This is a genomic window from Sanguibacter gelidistatuariae (genome assembly GCF_900096585.1).
GTDB classification, from domain to species: Bacteria; Actinomycetota; Actinomycetes; order Actinomycetales; family Cellulomonadaceae; genus Sanguibacter; species Sanguibacter gelidistatuariae.
In genome coordinates this window covers 138,391-154,498 of sequence record NZ_FMYH01000006.1, presented here as the reverse complement: position 1 = coordinate 154,498, position 16,108 = coordinate 138,391, and the positions used below count along the sequence as shown (strand labels likewise).

12 protein-coding genes are annotated in these 16,108 nt (G+C 69.4%); 6 read left to right on the top strand and 6 right to left on the bottom strand.

Translation table 11 applies throughout. The annotated features are described in order from the left end of the window. Positions 1 to 408: a hotdog fold thioesterase gene (locus BLQ50_RS13715; RefSeq protein ID WP_245701226.1), complete on the bottom strand. Its 408-nt coding sequence runs from the start codon at positions 406 to 408 to the stop codon at positions 1 to 3. Between BLQ50_RS13715 and polA the strand changes: the two genes are divergently transcribed. Continuing rightward, a complete protein-coding gene (gene polA, locus BLQ50_RS13710; protein WP_093185013.1) occupies positions 407 to 3,139 on the top strand; it encodes a DNA polymerase I in 2,733 nt (910 codons plus the stop codon). The genes BLQ50_RS13715 and polA overlap by 2 nt on opposite strands. On the opposite strand, the gene BLQ50_RS13705 is transcribed toward polA, so the two are convergent. After that, positions 3,136 to 3,984, bottom strand: a complete 849-nt coding sequence (locus tag BLQ50_RS13705) for a class I SAM-dependent methyltransferase (RefSeq protein WP_093184663.1) — start codon at positions 3,982 to 3,984, stop codon at positions 3,136 to 3,138. The genes polA and BLQ50_RS13705 overlap by 4 nt on opposite strands. 179 nt (positions 3,985 to 4,163) lie before the next feature. Here BLQ50_RS13705 and BLQ50_RS13700 point away from each other — a divergent pair, with 179 nt between their 5' ends. Then, a complete protein-coding gene (locus BLQ50_RS13700; RefSeq protein WP_093184660.1) occupies positions 4,164 to 5,189 on the top strand; it encodes a 6-phosphofructokinase in 1,026 nt (341 codons plus the stop codon). Between the two features lie 212 nt (positions 5,190 to 5,401). Continuing rightward, positions 5,402 to 6,886: a 30S ribosomal protein S1 gene (gene rpsA, locus BLQ50_RS13695; RefSeq protein WP_093184657.1), complete on the top strand. Its 1,485-nt coding sequence runs from the start codon at positions 5,402 to 5,404 to the stop codon at positions 6,884 to 6,886. A 314-nt stretch (positions 6,887 to 7,200) separates the two neighbouring features. On the opposite strand, the gene BLQ50_RS13690 is transcribed toward rpsA, so the two are convergent. Continuing rightward, positions 7,201 to 9,180 (bottom strand): ABC transporter ATP-binding protein, encoded by a 1,980-nt coding sequence (locus tag BLQ50_RS13690; RefSeq protein WP_093185010.1) that lies wholly within the window; start codon positions 9,178 to 9,180, stop codon positions 7,201 to 7,203. A 142-nt stretch (positions 9,181 to 9,322) separates the two neighbouring features. On the opposite strand from BLQ50_RS13690, the gene coaE reads away from it, so the two are divergent. Genes coaE through BLQ50_RS13675 form a run of 3 tightly spaced genes read left to right on the top strand, consistent with a single transcriptional unit; the run spans position 9,323 to position 13,033 of the window. Beyond that, complete coding sequence (gene coaE / locus BLQ50_RS13685) at positions 9,323 to 9,940, top strand: dephospho-CoA kinase (RefSeq protein WP_093184654.1); 618 nt, start codon at positions 9,323 to 9,325, stop codon at positions 9,938 to 9,940. A gap of 58 nt (positions 9,941 to 9,998) precedes the next feature. After that, a complete protein-coding gene (uvrB, locus tag BLQ50_RS13680; protein ID WP_093184652.1) occupies positions 9,999 to 12,095 on the top strand; it encodes an excinuclease ABC subunit UvrB in 2,097 nt (698 codons plus the stop codon). Next, positions 12,092 to 13,033, top strand: a complete 942-nt coding sequence (locus BLQ50_RS13675; RefSeq protein ID WP_093184648.1) for a PfkB family carbohydrate kinase — start codon at positions 12,092 to 12,094, stop codon at positions 13,031 to 13,033. The genes uvrB and BLQ50_RS13675 overlap by 4 nt, the downstream gene beginning before the upstream one ends. On the opposite strand, the gene BLQ50_RS13670 is transcribed toward BLQ50_RS13675, so the two are convergent. Genes BLQ50_RS13670 through BLQ50_RS13660 form a run of 3 tightly spaced genes read right to left on the bottom strand, consistent with a single transcriptional unit; the run spans position 13,030 to position 15,992 of the window. Beyond that, entirely contained in the window at positions 13,030 to 13,317 is a 288-nt protein-coding gene (locus BLQ50_RS13670; protein ID WP_093184644.1) for a YciI family protein, read from the bottom strand. The genes BLQ50_RS13675 and BLQ50_RS13670 overlap by 4 nt on opposite strands. A gap of 42 nt (positions 13,318 to 13,359) precedes the next feature. Beyond that, the gene (locus BLQ50_RS13665; protein ID WP_093184641.1) at positions 13,360 to 14,088 is read right to left on the bottom strand and encodes an MBL fold metallo-hydrolase; all 729 of its coding nucleotides are present in this window, start codon (positions 14,086 to 14,088) and stop codon (positions 13,360 to 13,362) included. Between the two features lie 2 nt (positions 14,089 to 14,090). Further along, entirely contained in the window at positions 14,091 to 15,992 is a 1,902-nt protein-coding gene (locus BLQ50_RS13660) for a glycoside hydrolase family 15 protein (RefSeq protein WP_093184638.1), read from the bottom strand. Positions 15,993 to 16,108 lie beyond the last annotated feature (116 nt).

Genomic DNA, 16,108 nt, shown 5'->3' with positions numbered 1-16,108 from the left:
CTAGGCCGCGAGCACCAGGCAGGTCAGCCGGGCGGTGCAGACCCGCCGACCTGACTCGTCGGTCACGACGATCTCGTAGCTCGCTGTGGTCCGACCGCGGTGGATCGCCGTCGCGACTCCCGTGACGTGCCCCTCTCGAGCACCCGCGTGATGTGTGGCGTTGATCTCGATCCCCACCACCATGCGATCCGGTCCCGCATGCAGCTGAGCCGCGAAGGATCCGAGCGTCTCGGCGAGGACGACGCTCGCCCCGCCGTGCAGCAGCCCGGCCGGCTGGGTGTTTCCCGCCACGGGCATCGTCCCGACCGCTCGCTCGGCCGTCGCCTCGAGCAGCTCGATGCCCATGCGTTCGATCAGGGTGCCGCGGGCGGAGGCCGCGAGCATGTCGGTGGTGTCCTTGTCAGTCATGGACGATAGATTTGCAGACGTGACCGACATTGCGCGACCCAGACTCCTCTTGATCGATGGCCACTCCATGGCATACCGGGCGTATTTCGCCCTTCCTGTGGACAAGTTCGCCACCACGACGGGCGAGCCCACGAACGCCGTGCACGGATTCATCTCGATGCTCGCGACGCTCCTGCGGGTCGAGGAGCCCACCCACGTCGCTGTGGCCTTCGACGCCGGGTCGACGACCTTCCGCACCGTGCGCTTCCCCCAGTACAAGGGCACCCGGGACGCGACCCCCGAGCAGTTCAAGGGGCAGGTCCCGCTCATCAAAGAGGTCCTGACCTCGATGCGGATCCCTTTCCTCGAGAAGGACATGTTCGAGGCGGACGACATCCTGGCGACCCTGTCCTCCCAGGCCGACGCACTCGGCATGGAGGTCCTCGTCTGCTCGGGCGACCGGGACTCGCTGCAGTTCGTCAATGAGAACGTCACGGTGCTCTATCCGGTCAAGGGGGTCTCCGAGCTCGCCCGGATGACGCCGGACGCCGTGCAGGTCAAGTACGGGGTCGCCCCGCACCAGTACCCGGACCTCGCGGCCCTGGTCGGGGAGACGAGCGACAACATCCCGGGTGTACCCGGGGTCGGGCCGAAGACCGCCGCGAAGTGGATCAACCAGTTCGGCGGCCTCGAGGAGATCCTCACCCACGCCGACGAGATCGGCGGCAAGGCGGGGGAGTCGCTGCGTGCGCACCTCGACCAGGTCCGCCTCAACCGCGAGCTCAACCACCTGCTCACCGACATCGAGCTGCCCTTCGGCCCGGACGACCTGCGCGCCCAGCCCTGGGACCGCGAAGCGATGAACGCCGTCTTCGACGCACTGCAGTTCCGCACCCTGCGCGAGCGCCTGTTCGCCATGCACCCCGCCGGCCAGGACTCCGAGCAGGAGGCCGCGCAGGCAGCCCCCGAGGTCGAGGTCGTGCCCCTCGCCCCGGGTGTGCTGGCGCAGTGGCTCGACGCGCGCGCCGACCAGACGCTCGGGCTCGACGTGGCCGGCCGGGCTGTGCCCGCCGGCGGGGACGCCTGGGCCTTCGCGATCGCCGACGGCGCCGACGGGGCAGGCTCGGCCATCGCCCTCGATTTCGCCGACCTGACCGCCGCCGACGACGTGGTCCTCGGCACCTGGCTGGCCGACGCGACCCGGCGCAAGGTCGCCCATGGCGGCAAGGCCACCTGGCACGAGCTCGCAGCCCGCGGCTACGACCTGCGCGGGATCGTCTTCGACACTGAGCTCGCCGCCTACCTGTGCTTCCCGGACCAGCGCGGCTACGACCTCGGCGAGCTCGTCGAACGCCACCTGGGCCACGAGCTCCGGGCGCTTGAGACCGACGCCGGCGACCAGGGCTCCTTCGACCTCTCGGTCGGCGAGGGCAACCAGGACAGCGAGGCGAACCGGCTCGCCGTGCGAGCCGCCGCCCTGACCGACCTCGCCGAGGTGCTCGGCGGAGAGCTCAAGGACCGTGAGGCAGCCGACCTGCTCGCGACCCTGGAGCTGCCCCTGTCCGAGGTCCTCGCCCAGGTCGAGCGCCGCGGGATCGCGATGGACGTCGACTACCTGCGCGACCTCGAGAAGCACTTCTCCGAGATCGTCGCCGAGGCCGCACGGTCGGCCTACGAGGTCATCGGTCGCGAGGTGAACCTCGGGTCGCCCAAGCAGCTGCAGGAGGTGCTCTTCGATCAGCTGGCCATGCCCAAGACGAAGAAGATCAAGACCGGGTACACGACGGACGCGGCAGCCCTCGCGGACCTCTTCGCCAAGACCGAGCACCCCTTCCTGGAGTTCCTGCTCGCCCACCGCGACGCCACCCGGCTACGCCAGACCGTCGAGGGTCTGCTCAAGGCTGTCGCCGACGACGGTCGCATCCACACGACCTTCCAGCAGACGATCGCGGCCACCGGCCGGCTCAGCTCGACCGAGCCGAACCTGCAGAACATCCCGATCAGGACCGAGGCCGGGCGGCGGATCCGCCGCGCCTTCGTCGTCGGTGACGGCTTCGAGACCCTGCTCACCGCGGACTACTCCCAGATTGAGATGCGGATCATGGCGCACCTGTCCGGTGACACTGCGCTGATCGAGGCCTTCCGGTCGGGGGAGGACCTGCACAGCTATGTCGGGTCCCGGGTCTTCGGCGTGCCGACGACCGAGGTCACCTCCGCCCAGCGGTCGAAGATCAAGGCCATGTCCTACGGGCTGGCCTATGGTCTCTCGTCCTTCGGGCTGTCCAAGCAGCTCGGCATCGAGGTGGGCGAGGCTGCCAAGCTCATGGACGACTACTTCGAGCGCTTCGGGGGCGTGCGCACATACCTCACGGGCGTGGTGGACGAGGCCCGGGCGACCGGGTACACCGCGACGATCATGGGCCGGCGCCGCTACCTGCCCGACCTCACGAGCGATAACCGCCAGCGGCGCGAGATGGCCGAGCGGATGGCCCTCAACGCCCCGATCCAGGGCAGCGCAGCCGACATCATCAAGGTCGCGATGCTTGGCGTCGAGCGGGAGATCGCCGAGCGCGGACTGCGGTCTCGGCTGCTCCTCCAGATCCACGACGAACTCGTCCTCGAGGTGGGAGCGGGCGAGCTGACCGAGCTCGAGGCGCTCGTCCGCGAGCAGATGGGTTCCGCCGCGGACCTCCTGGTCCCGCTCGACGTGTCCGTCGGCGTCGGCGCCAGCTGGCACGACGCCGGGCACTAGCGCTCTTCGTGCTCCGGGCGGCGGGCGGAGAAGATGGCGGTCCCGGGGATGAGTCGTCCCCGGACCGGGCTCCACCCGCCCCACGCCTGGTCGTGGCCGTCGGGCCACTCGGGCTCGACGACGTCGACCAGCTCGAGGCCCGCGCCGACCACCTCACGGACGTGGTCGCCGAGGGTGCGGTGGTACTCGGCGTAGGTGACCCGACCGTCCGCCTCCCGCTCGGCGTAGGGGCGACGATCGAAGTACGAGCGGGTCGCGGTGAGGCCGCGGTCGCTCGGGTCGTCCGGGAACGCCCACCGGATCGGATGGGTGACCGAGAACACCCAGCGCCCTCCCGGCCGCAGGACGCGCGCCACCTCGGCGTGGACGGCCGCGGCGTCGGGCACGAAGGGGATCGCCCCGTAGGCGGTGAAGACCACGTCGAAGGTGTCCGCGGCGAAGGGCAGGTGGCGGGCGTCAACCTGCAGGACGGGCACGTGGGTGCCCTCCGTGGTGTCCATCCGGCGGCTCTCCAGGAGCATCCCGGCCGACACGTCCGTCGAGACCACCCGGGCACCCTGGGCCGTGAGCCAGCGCCCGCACTGGGCCGCGCCGGAGCCGATCTCTAGGATCATCGCCCCGCGCAACGACTCGACGGGGCCAAGCAGGTGGGCGTCGGCCTCACGCAACCCCTCCGGGCACCAGCAGAAGTCCGACGCGCCGAGGAAGGCCCCATGCTCGTCGAGGTAGTCGCGGGCGTTCTCGTCCCACCAGGCGCGGCTCGCGCGGCCGCCGGCCTCGTCGGGGACCTGCTGGTAGCCGGCGCGGGTGATCGATTCGTGTGTCACGCGACCAGTCTGGCCCATCGCGGGTGTCGGGCGGAGGCAGCCGCGCAACGGGGCCGGGAGACTCGCCGAAAATCGTGGGACCATTGGCACGCTGAACACGCCCCGGTCCTGGGTAGGGTTAGAGGGCGCACCGCGATCATGGGCGGTGCGAATGCGTGATTTTGCTGGTCACGATCTATTTTCTTGAGGGAGTTCGAATGCGAATCGGTCTGCTCACCGGTGGTGGCGACTGCCCGGGCCTCAACGCGGCCATCCGTGCCGTCGTCAAGCAGGGCCTGGGGGAGTACGGGCACACGATCATCGGCTTCCGCAACGGTTGGAAGGGCGTCGTCGACGGCGACGTCCGGACCATGTCCCGCGAGGACATCCGCAACGTGCTGCCCCAGGGCGGGACCCTGCTCGGCACTGCGCGGTACCACCCGCACGCGGCCGACGGCGGCATGGACGCCGTCATGGCGACCCTCGAGGCTGAGCGGATCGAGGCGCTCATCTGCATCGGCGGCGACGGCACGCTGCACGCCGCGAACAAGGTCGCCGAGAACGGCGTCAAGATCGTCGCGATCCCCAAGACGATCGACAACGACGTCGCCGGGACGGACCTGTCGATCGGCTTCCACACCGCGGTCAACATCGCGACCGAGGCCATCGACCGGATCCACACGACCGCGGAGAGCCACAACCGCGTCATGGTCGTCGAGGTCATGGGCCGTCACGCCGGCTGGATCGCCGTGAACGCCGGCATCGCGGGCGGCGCCGAGCTGGTGCTCGCCCCCGAGGAGCCCTTCGACATGGACCGGATCATCAAGTTCCTCAAGCACCGCCACCGCTCGCACGCGAACTTCTCGATCGTCGTCGTCGCCGAGGGGGCTCTCCCCAAGGAGGGCAGCTCGATGCAGTACGAGGCCCAGCTGGGCAAGTTCGGCGAGATCATCGCCGGCGCGATCGGCGAGCGGGTCGCCAACGAGATCGCCACACGCACGGGCTTCGACACCCGCCTGACCATCCTGGGTCACGTCCAGCGCGGTGGAACCCCCACCCCGACCGACCGCATCCTGGGCAGCCGCTTCGGCGTCGCGGCCGTCGACGCCATCTCCCGCGGGGAGACGAACGTCATGACCGCGCTGCGCAACGAGGAAGTGGTCCTCGTCCCGCTCGAGGAGATCGCCGGCAAGGTCAAGCACGTCCCCGAGGACCTCCTCCGGGTTGCCCGGGTTCTGGCCTGATCGCCGGCGCGTTGACCGAGGCAGTGCACCGCCGGTAGGGTTGAGGGCGGTGCACTACGGTCGTGCGCAGTCAACACTGCGCGTACGGCGACCAAGGGTGCAGGTCATCACGTCTCGCCAGGATCCCCTACCCGGGGGTCGCGCGTGGCGTCATGCCAGCCGTTTCATCCATATCCTTACTATTCCCTGTCCGCATCGGAGCACCTGACTCAATGACCATCTCTACCCCCGTGAAGTCCGCACCGCAGGTCGCCATCAACGACATCGGCACTGCAGAAGACTTCCTTGCAGCCATCGACGCCACCATCAAGTACTTCAATGACGGTGACATCGTCGAAGGCACCATCGTCAAGGTCGACCGCGACGAGGTTCTCCTCGACATCGGCTACAAGACCGAAGGCGTCATCCCCTCCCGCGAGCTGTCCATCAAGCACGACGTGGACCCCGGAGAGGTCGTCAAGGTTGGCGACGTCGTCGAGGCTCTTGTCCTCCAGAAGGAGGACAAGGAAGGCCGTCTGATCCTGTCCAAGAAGCGCGCACAGTACGAGCGCGCCTGGGGCACGATCGAGAAGATCAAGGAAGAGGACGGCGTCGTCACCGGAACCGTCATCGAGGTCGTCAAGGGTGGACTCATCCTCGACATCGGCCTCCGTGGCTTCCTGCCTGCCTCCCTCGTCGAGATGCGCCGCGTCCGCGACCTCCAGCCGTACGTCGGCAAGGAGATCGAGGCCAAGATCATCGAGCTCGACAAGAACCGCAACAACGTGGTCCTGTCGCGCCGTGCCTGGCTCGAGCAGACGCAGTCCGAGGTTCGTTCCACCTTCCTGCAGACGCTGCAGAAGGGCCAGGTCCGTCCCGGTGTCGTCTCCTCGATCGTCAACTTCGGTGCGTTCGTCGACCTCGGTGGGGTTGACGGTCTCGTCCACGTCTCCGAGCTGTCTTGGAAGCACATCGACCACCCGGGTGAGGTTGTCGAGGTCGGTCAGGAAGTCACCGTCGAGGTTCTCGACGTCGACTTCGACCGTGAGCGTGTCTCGCTCTCGCTCAAGGCCACGCAGGAAGACCCCTGGCAGACCTTCGCCCGCACGCACGCCATTGGTCAGGTCGTGCCGGGTAAGGTCACCAAGCTCGTTCCCTTCGGTGCATTCGTGCGCGTCGAGGACGGCATCGAGGGTCTCGTGCACATCTCCGAGCTGGCCGTGCGCCACGTCGAGCTGCCCGAGCAGGTTGTCAACGTCGGCGACGACGTCTTCGTCAAGGTCATCGACATCGACCTCGAGCGTCGCCGGATCTCGCTGTCGCTGAAGCAGGCGAACGAGGGTGTCGACCCCGAGAGCGACGACTTCGATCCCGCTCTGTACGGCATGGCTGCGGAGTACGACGAGGCCGGGAACTACAAGTACCCCGAGGGCTTCGACTCCGAGACCAACGAGTGGCTCGAGGGCTTCGAGGGACAGCGCGAGGTCTGGGAAGGCCAGTACGCCAAGGCGCACGAGCGCTGGGAGTCGCACCGCAAGCAGGTCGCCGAGGCCATCAAGGCCGACGCCGAGGCTGCTGAGTCGGGCGAGTCCGAGACTGGCAGCAGCTCCGCAAGCTCCTACTCCTCGGCTCCGGCCGTTGAGGCGACCTCCGGCGGCGGCACCCTTGCCTCCGACGAGGCGCTGGCTGCTCTGCGCGAGAAGCTCACCGGTAACTGAAACACCTCGGGGCTCACGCTCCGAGCTGCACACTGAGCGGGCCGGTCACCACCAGGTGATCGGCCCGCTTTGTTGTCCCCGCCCGTGAGTCCGCCGCCGAGCCCGCCGCCCCCGTCGCTGAGTGCGGGGATTGGCTGGACAAAACGCCCGCCGGGCAGCCATGTGCCCGCACTCAGCGGATCGGGCGGCCCGCTGTGCGGACAATTGCCCGTGCGAGACGCACGCCGTCCGCATGTGCGAGACGCACGCCGTCCGCCATGCACGACGCCGGTCAGGCGCCCTCGCTGGGCGCGGCCGGCGTGCGTGGTGAGAGGCTAGGGGAGGAGCGGGTCGACCTTGTCGGAAGGATCGGAGAGGTCGACCGGCGCACTGTCCTCGACTTCGTCGTCTATGTCGTCGTCGGGCGCCGCGGCCGCGAACTGGGTGCGGTACAGGTCTGCGTAGAGGCCGCCTGCGGCGAGCAGCTCGGTGTGGGTGCCCTGCGCGACGACGTGGCCGGCGTCGAGCACCACGATCCGGTCCGCCTCGCGGATGGTCGAGAGGCGGTGGGCGATGACCACGGACGTGCGGCCCTGGAGCGCGGAGCTGAGCGCACGTTGGACCGCGGCCTCGGACTCGGAGTCCAGGTGTGCTGTCGCCTCGTCGAGGATGACGATCGCGGGGGCCTTGAGCAGCAGGCGGGCGATGGCCAGGCGCTGACGCTCGCCACCGGAGAGACGGTACCCGCGGTCGCCGACGATCGTGTCCATGCCCGACGGCAGGGAGGCCACGAGGTCCCAGATGTGCGCGCCGCGCAGGGCCTCCTCGAGATCGGCATCCGATGCTTCCGGACGGGCGTAGCGCAGGTTCCCGGCGATCGAGTCGTGGAACATGTGGGAGTCCTGCGGCACGGTGCCGATCGTGGACCGCAGCGACTCCAGGGTCGCGTGACGGATGTCCCGCCCGGCGATCGAGACGATGCCCGACGTCGGGTCGTACATGCGGGTGATGAGCTGGGAGAGCGTGGACTTGCCCGCCCCTGATGGGCCGACGATCGCGACCATCTCACCCGGGGCGACCCGGAACGTGACGTCGACGATCGTGTCGGCGACCGGGTCGTTGCTGAGCACCGCGACCGACTCGAGAGAGGCGAGGGAGACCTCGGCCGCGGTGGGGTAGCGGAAGGTCACGTGGGACAGGTCGAGGCTGGCCCCGTGGGTGGCGAGATCCACGCGGAGGTCCGTCGCGTCGTCGGCGTCGACCACGCTGGGCGGCAGGTCGAGGACCTCGAGCACGCGCTCGAAGCTCACGAGCGCGGTCATGACGTCGACCTGGACGTTGGACAGTGCCGTGAGCGGCCCGTAGAGCCGCGCGAGGTAGGCGGTCAGGGCCACGACGACGCCGACCGTCAGGCCCCCGGAGATCGCCATGACGCCGCCGACGCCGTAGACGATCGCGACCGCGATCGCCGCCACGGTGGTCAGGGCCACCCGGAAGATCGTCGCGTACATGGCCTGCTTGACGCCGATGTCCCGGACCCGCGCGGCGGCCCCGGCAAAGGTCGCGGACTCGTCCTCGGGCCGGCCGTAGGTCTTCGCGAGGTGTGCACCGGCGACGTTGAACCGCTCGGTCATGATCTGGGCGGTGTCCGCGTTGATCGCGTAGCTCTCTCGGGTGATCACGGCCAGGCGGGGGCCTACCCACCGGGCGGGGAAGATGAAGGCCGGGAGCAGCACGAGGGACAGCAGGGTGAGCTGCCAGGACATCGACATCATCGCGGCCAGCACGAAGATCACGGTGAGGGAGTTGGAGAAGACGTTCGAGAGCGTCGAGGTGAAGGCTTGCTGGGCGCCGAGGACGTCTCCGTTGAGCCGCTGGACCAGGGCACCCGTGCGGGTGCGCGAGAAGAAGGCGAGAGGCATCTGCTGGACGTGGTCGAAGACCGCGGTCCGCAGGTCGAAGATGAGGCCCTCACCGATCCGTGAGGACAGCCAGCGCTCGGCGAGAGCCAGGCCACCCGAGGCAAGGGCGAGGACAGCGACGAGCCCCGCGAGCCAGATGACGAGGTCCCTGCGCCCGGCGGTGATCCCGTCGTCGATGATGGCCTTGAAGATCAGCGGGGTCGCGGCCCCGATCGCCGCATCGATCGCGATGAGCACGAGGAACACGGTGAGCAGGCGCCGGTAGGGCCGGGCGAAGACGAGGACCCTGCGGACCGTCCCCTGGGCGAGCACGTGGTCGGTCACGGTCCGCTCCTGCCGGAACGACCGGAACCCTCCACCCATGCCGCCCCCGCCGCCTCCGCCGCCTGACATCGACACTGTTGCCTCCTGAGACGGTTCGGGTGCTGCGAGATCGCCGTGCGCCACGGGCCGAGGCCGCCGGGACACGCTAGTTTGAGGTTAGCCGCTCGCAACTACGTTCGGATGCACGTCTCGGTGACCTTGGAGGAGAACGATGATCAAGATCGGTCTGACAGGTGGGATCGCCGCCGGCAAGTCCGTCGCGGCCGCGCGGTTCGCCGAGCTGGGTGCGGTCGTGATCGACCACGACACCCTCGCCCGCGAGGTCGTCGAGCCGGGGACCGTGGGCCTGGACCGGGTGGTCGAGGCCTTCGGGGAGGACGTGCTCGACGACGCCGGCGCGCTCGACCGCGACGCGCTCGGCCACATCGTCTTCGGCAACCACGAGGCTCTCGCCCGGCTCAACGCGATCGTGCACCCCGAGATCAGACGCCTGGCGGCCGAGCGCGAGGCCGCAGCCGGGGCGGCCGACGCCGGGGCCGTCGTCGTGCATGACATCCCGCTGCTCGTGGAGACCGGGCAGGAGGACGCCTTCCACATCCTTGTTGTCGTTGATACCTCGGCCGACCTGCGGATCCGGCGGCTCGTCGAGGGCCGCGGCCTCACACTGCCCCAGGCCCGGCAACGGGTCGCGGTCCAGGCGACCGACGAGGCCCGACGCGAGGCCGGAGACGTCATCCTGTCCGGCGCGGGAACCGAGGACACGCTGCGGGCCGGCGTGGATGCGCTGTGGGCGCGGCTGCAGGACGAGGTCAGCCAGGAAGCAGACTGACGCGAGAGTCGGGCGCCGCTGCACGCGCCGTGTCGGTGGCACGTCGTACCGTTGACCTATGCGCCCAGTGACTGACCTCCAGCGAACCGTCGCCCCCTTCGAGGTGATCTCCGACTACACCCCGTCGGGGGACCAGCCGACCGCGATCGCCGAGCTGACGCAACGGATCCAGGGCGGTGAGAAGGACGTCGTCCTGCTCGGCGCAACCGGGACCGGGAAGTCCGCCACGACCGCCTGGCTGATCGAGAAGCTGCAGCGCCCGACGCTCGTCATGGCCCCGAACAAGACCCTCGCGGCGCAGCTCGCCACGGAGTTCCGGGAACTGCTGCCCAACAACGCCGTCGAGTACTTCGTCTCGTACTACGACTACTACCAGCCCGAGGCCTACATCGCCCAGACCGACACCTTCATCGAGAAGGACTCCTCGGTCAACGACGAGGTCGAACGGTTGCGGCACTCGGCGACGAGCCACCTGCTCACCCGACGCGACGTCATCGTCGTCGCGTCCGTCTCGTGCATCTACGGGCTCGGCACGCCCCAGGAGTACGTCGACCGGATGGTGCGCCTGGACGTCGGCGACCACGTCGAACGCGACGAGCTGCTGCGCCAGTTCGTCACCATGCAGTACTCCCGCAACGACATCGCCTTCACCCGCGGTACGTTCCGGGTGCGCGGGGACACCGTCGAGATCATCCCGGTCTACGAGGAGCTCGCGATCCGGATCGAGTTCTTCGGTGACGAGATCGAGGCGATCCAGACGCTGCACCCGCTGACCGGGAACGTCGTGCGCTCGGAGAAGTCGGTCAACCTCTTCCCGGCGACGCACTACGTTGCCGGCCCCGAGAGGATGGAACGGGCCGTGGCCTCGATCGAGGCCGAGCTCGAGCAGCGCCTCGCCGAGCTGGAGCGCCAGAACAAGCTGCTCGAGGCACAACGCCTGCGGATGCGCACGACCTATGACATCGAGATGATGCGCCAGATCGGCTCGTGCTCGGGGATCGAGAACTACTCCCGGCACATCGACGGTCGTGAGGCAGGCACTGCGCCGCACACCCTCCTCGACTACTTCCCGGACGACTTCCTGCTGGTCATCGACGAGTCGCACGTGACGGTGCCGCAGATCGGTGCCATGTACGAGGGGGACATGTCCCGCAAGCGCAACCTCGTCGACCATGGTTTCAGGCTTCCCTCCGCGATGGACAACCGGCCGCTGCGGTGGGAGGAGTTCGTCGACCGGGTGGGACAGACGGTCTACCTGTCCGCGACCCCGGGCAAGTATGAGCTGTCCATGTCCGACGGCTTCGTCGAGCAGATCATCCGCCCGACCGGTCTGGTCGACCCCGCTGTCATCATCAAGCCGACCACGGGGCAGATCGACGACCTGCTCGAGGGGATCCGGCTCCGGGCCGAGCGCAACGAGCGGGTGCTGGTCACCACCCTGACCAAGAAGATGGCCGAGGACCTCACCGACTACTTCCTCGACAAGGGCGTGCGGGTCCGCTACCTGCACTCCGAGGTCGACACCCTGCGCCGGGTGGAGCTCCTGCGCGAGCTCCGGCTCGGTGAGTACGACGTCCTCATCGGGATCAACCTGCTGCGGGAAGGTCTGGACCTGCCCGAGGTCTCCCTCGTGTCGATCCTCGACGCTGACAAGGAAGGATTCCTGCGCTCGAGCACCTCTCTCATCCAGACGATCGGGAGGGCCGCCCGAAACGTCTCCGGTGAGGTGCACATGTACGCCGACAAGATCACACCGTCGATGGCGATGGCGCTCGAGGAGACGGACCGGCGCCGCGAGAAGCAGGTCGCCTACAACCTCGAGCACGGGATCGACCCGCAGCCGCTGCGGAAGAAGATCAGCGACGTGACGGACATGCTCGCCCGGGAGGACATCGACACTCAAGAGCTGCTCAAGGGCGGCTACCGCAATGCGGGAAAGGGCAAGGCCCCGGTCCCCGGCGGCCCCAAGGCCGGCGTCACCACGAACCGGCTCGCGGTCGCGGCCGCGGACGACCTCGTGGGTCTCATCCAGGAGCTCAGCGACCAGATGCACGGGGCGGCCGCGGAGCTCCAGTTCGAGCTGGCGGCCCGCCTGCGAGACGAGATCTCGGGTCTGAAGAAGGAGCTCCGCCAGATGCACGCGGCGACCGCGTGACGGGCATCGCCTCGCGCCTCGCGCCCGTCGGGGTGTTCGTCGGCCTGACGACCCTCGATGTCATCCACCGCTCGCGCTGCGCGCCCGGACCCGACGAGAAGATGACGGCCGAACGGCAGGACCTGGCCGCAGGTGGCCCGGCGGCCAACGCTGCCGTGGTGTTCGCGGCCCTCGGTGGCAGGCCGCGGCTGGTCACAGCACTGGGCGACGGACCGGCGGCCGCGATCGCCCGCGCTGACCTGGAGGCTCACGGCGTCGAGGTGGTCGACCTGGCCCAGGAGACGGCGATGGACCTGGGGGTCTCAGCGATCCGCGTCGATGCCCTGACCGGCAGTCGCTCGGTCCTGTCGATGGATGCGGCGGCTCACGACCTCGCCGCGCCCGAGGACATCGGGAGACTGTTCGACGGGTGCGAGGTCGCTCTCTTCGACGGTCACCACCCGCGGGTGGCCAGCCCGTTGGCCGAGGCCGCCCGTGCCCAGGGGATCCCGGTTGTCATCGACGCCGGTCGATGGAAGCCCGTGATGGCCGAGCTCATCCCCGCGGCGACTACCGTCATCGCCTCGGCCGACTTCCGGCTCGTGGACGGGCAGCGGCCCGGTCGCCACCTGATGAACGGCGCGGCCGACGACGGCTCCCGGGTCAGATCAGGGTCCTCGGCCCGCTGGGCGGTGACCCACGGTGCCGGGAGCGTCGACTGGTGGACGGCCGACGCCGCGGGTGAGGCTGCTGGTGAGGTCGACGTGCCGATCGTCGAGGCGGTCGACACCCTGGGCGCGGGTGACGCGTTTCACGGTGCCTTCGCCTACGCGAGCGTCCGGGGGCCGACGTCTTTTGCCGCCCAGCTCCGGTACGCGGCGGGCGTCGCCTCGTTGCGGTGCTCCGTCGTCGGGCCCCGGGAGTGGCTCGCGCTGCTGGGGAGCCGGCGGGGGGCCTAGCTGGACCAGGGGCCGAAGACGACGGCCCACTCGGTGATCGCACGGTCGGCCACGAGATCGTTCACGGCGAAGGGATCCGTGTCCAGGATCGCCGCGACCTTCTCGGCCGAGCCGGCCTCGATGATGAGCAGCGCGCCTTGCATGTCGCCGTCGGCGACCGGTCCCGAGGCCAGCAGCACACCAGCGGCGTACAGCCCGGCGAGGAAGCCGCGGTGGGCGGGGCGATGGGTGTCGCGCTCGGCGGAGCGGGCGTCATAGACGTAGGTCACGGCGTAGGTGGTCATGTCGACATTGAAGCACGTGGCCCGCGGCGCCGACGCGCCGTTTCACCAGCCGCGTTCGCGCCAGCTCTTGAGGTGGGGGCGCTCGGCGCCGAGCGTTGTGTCGTCGCCGTGCCCCGGGTACACCCAGGTGTCGTCCGGCAGGCGGTCGAAGACTCGTGAGGTCACGTCGTCGAAGAGCTGGGTGAACCGCGCGGCATCGTGGTCGGTGTTGCCGAGCCCGCCGGGGAAGAGGGAGTCCCCGGTGAACAGGTGCGCGCGACCGGCCACCGCGCCGGGCACGTCCACCGAAGACGGTTCGATGAGCAGCAGTGCGACCGATCCGGGGGTATGCCCGCGCAAGGACACCACCTCGAGCGACAGGTGGCCCACAGTCACGGTATCGCCGTGGCGGAGCAGGCGGTGAGTCGGGACGGGGATGGCCTCGGCGTCCTCGGCGCCGGCGGCCGTGCGGGCACCGGTCACGGCGACCAGGTCCTCGAGGGCCCCGTGATGGTCGCGGTGGCGGTGAGTCGTGACGATCAGCCCGAGCTCGGTGGACGGTGAGCCTTCGCGGACGACCTCGAGCAGCCGGTCGGAGTCGGCCGCGGCGTCGATGAGGAGCTGGTGGCCGCTCCTGCGGCACGTGAGCAGGTAGGCGTTGTTGCCCAAGGCGCCGACCCGCGCCTTGCGGATGTCGACCTCGTCGAGCCGCCGGAGCGCCGTCGGGCCCTGGGTATGGACCCGACCGTCGTAGCCAGTCGTCTCGTTGTGACCTTCTCCGTGAGTCGTCATGCTCAGATCGTCTCACCACCACGGGAGAGGCGGGCGGCGCCGTCCGCCGAACGACTGGCGGCGACCGACGCACCGGCCTCACTACCCGCGTCCGTCGCTCCAGCCGCCGCGTCGGCCCGGTCCAGGCTGTGCACCGCGCGGACCAGGCCGAGGTGGGAGAAGGCCTGCGGGAAGTTGCCGGTCATCTGGCGAGCCGCGCCGTCGTACTCCTCGGCCATCAGGCCGAGGTCGTTGGCCGAGGTGACCACGTGATCGAACATCGCATGCGCCCGGACGGTGTCCCCGCACCGGGCGAGCGCGTCGACGAGCCAGAAGGAGCAGACGACAAAGGGAGACTCCTCTCCGCCCACCCCGTCCCGGGTGGCGTCGGTCGCATATCGCCGGGTGAAGCCATACGGGTCCGTCAGGGTCGTCCGGATTGCCTCGACCGTCCCCAGGAACCGGGGATCGTCCGCGCCCAGGAATCCGACCTGGACCATCTGCAGGAGGGCCGCGTCGGTGTGGGAAGCCCCGTAGTACTGGACAAAGGAGTTGAGATCGGCGTCCCAGCCGCGCTCCATGACCTGGTCGTGGATCTGGGACCGGGCGGCACGCCAGACGTCCACGGGCCCGGGGAGGCCATGGGCCTCGAAGGCGTGGATCGCCCGATCGATCGCGGCCCAGCTCATGACCCGCGAGTGGACGAAGTCGCGCATCGGACCTCGCACCTCCCAGATGCCCCGGTCAGGACGGTCCCACCGCCGGACCAGGTCGTTGATGAGATGGCGCTGAAGAGACCAGCTCTCGGCGCTCTCGGCGAGGCCCGCGTCGCGGGCCATGTCGAGGGCCCACATGACTTCGCCGAGCACGTCGTTCTGCACCTGCCCGACGGCGGCGTTGCCGATCCGCACCGGTCCTGACCCGGCATATCCCGGGAGATGATCCAGGGTGCGTTCGGGCAGGTCGCGTCGCCCGTCGATGCCGTACATGATCTGGACGTCGGCGGGGTCCCCGGCTACCGCGCGGAGCAACCAGTCGCGCCAGCCGGAGGACTCGTCGTCGTAGCCGGACTCGATGAGCGCCTCGAGGGCCATGGCGGCGTCCCGGAGCCAGCAGAAGCGGTAGTCCCAGTTGCGCTTCCCGCCGATCCGCTCCGGCAGGGAGGTCGTCGCCGCGGCGACGATGCCTCCGGTCTCGCTGCTGGTCAGCAGCCTGAGCACGAGGAGCGACCGGATGAGCGGGTCGCGGTGCGGGCCGTCGTAGCGGCACCGAGCGGCCCACTCGTGCCAGTCCCGAGCCGACCGCGTCCTCCGCTCGTCCGTGTCGATCACGTCGGGGGTCGGGTCCCACGACGCCACCCACGTGGAGGTGAAGGTGAGCCGGTCGCCAGTGACACCTGTGAAGACGTCCCGGTGGCGGTGGTGGGCACCGCGGGGGAGCCGGGGCCCACGCAGCAGCAGCGAGTCCGGACCGGCGAAGGCGCGGATGGCGTGGGTCCCGCGATCCTCCACCCGGTGCACCCACGGCACGTACGCGCCATACCCGAACCGCACGACCCACTCATGCTCGACCGTGACGGTTCCGGTGAGCACCTCGATCATGCGCACGACGTCGGCCCGTCCGTGGGAGGAGATCATCACGTCGGTGACCCGGGCCCGCCCGGTCGGGCTCGTGTACGTCGTCTCCAGGACGAAGGAGTCGCCGACGTATCGGCGCTCCGTGCGGTGCGCATCGGGCACGGTCAGCAGCCATCTGCCGTGGTCAGGGGTGCCGAGCAGGGCTGCGAAGCAGGCCGGAGAGTCGATCGCGGGCAGGCACAGCCAGTCGATCGAGCCGGTCCTGCTCACCAGGGCGCACGACCGGCCGTCGCCCAGGACGGCGTAGTCGGCGATCGGGGTGGGGGTCGGTGCGTGTTCGGCGTTCACCTCACGATTGTGCGTGTCCCCGTCCGCCGGGGCACCTCGACGGGGCGGAGCCCGGAGCTCACCAGCGGATCAAACTCACATCATCGAACAGGTGTACGTATCGAGGTTCTGCCCCT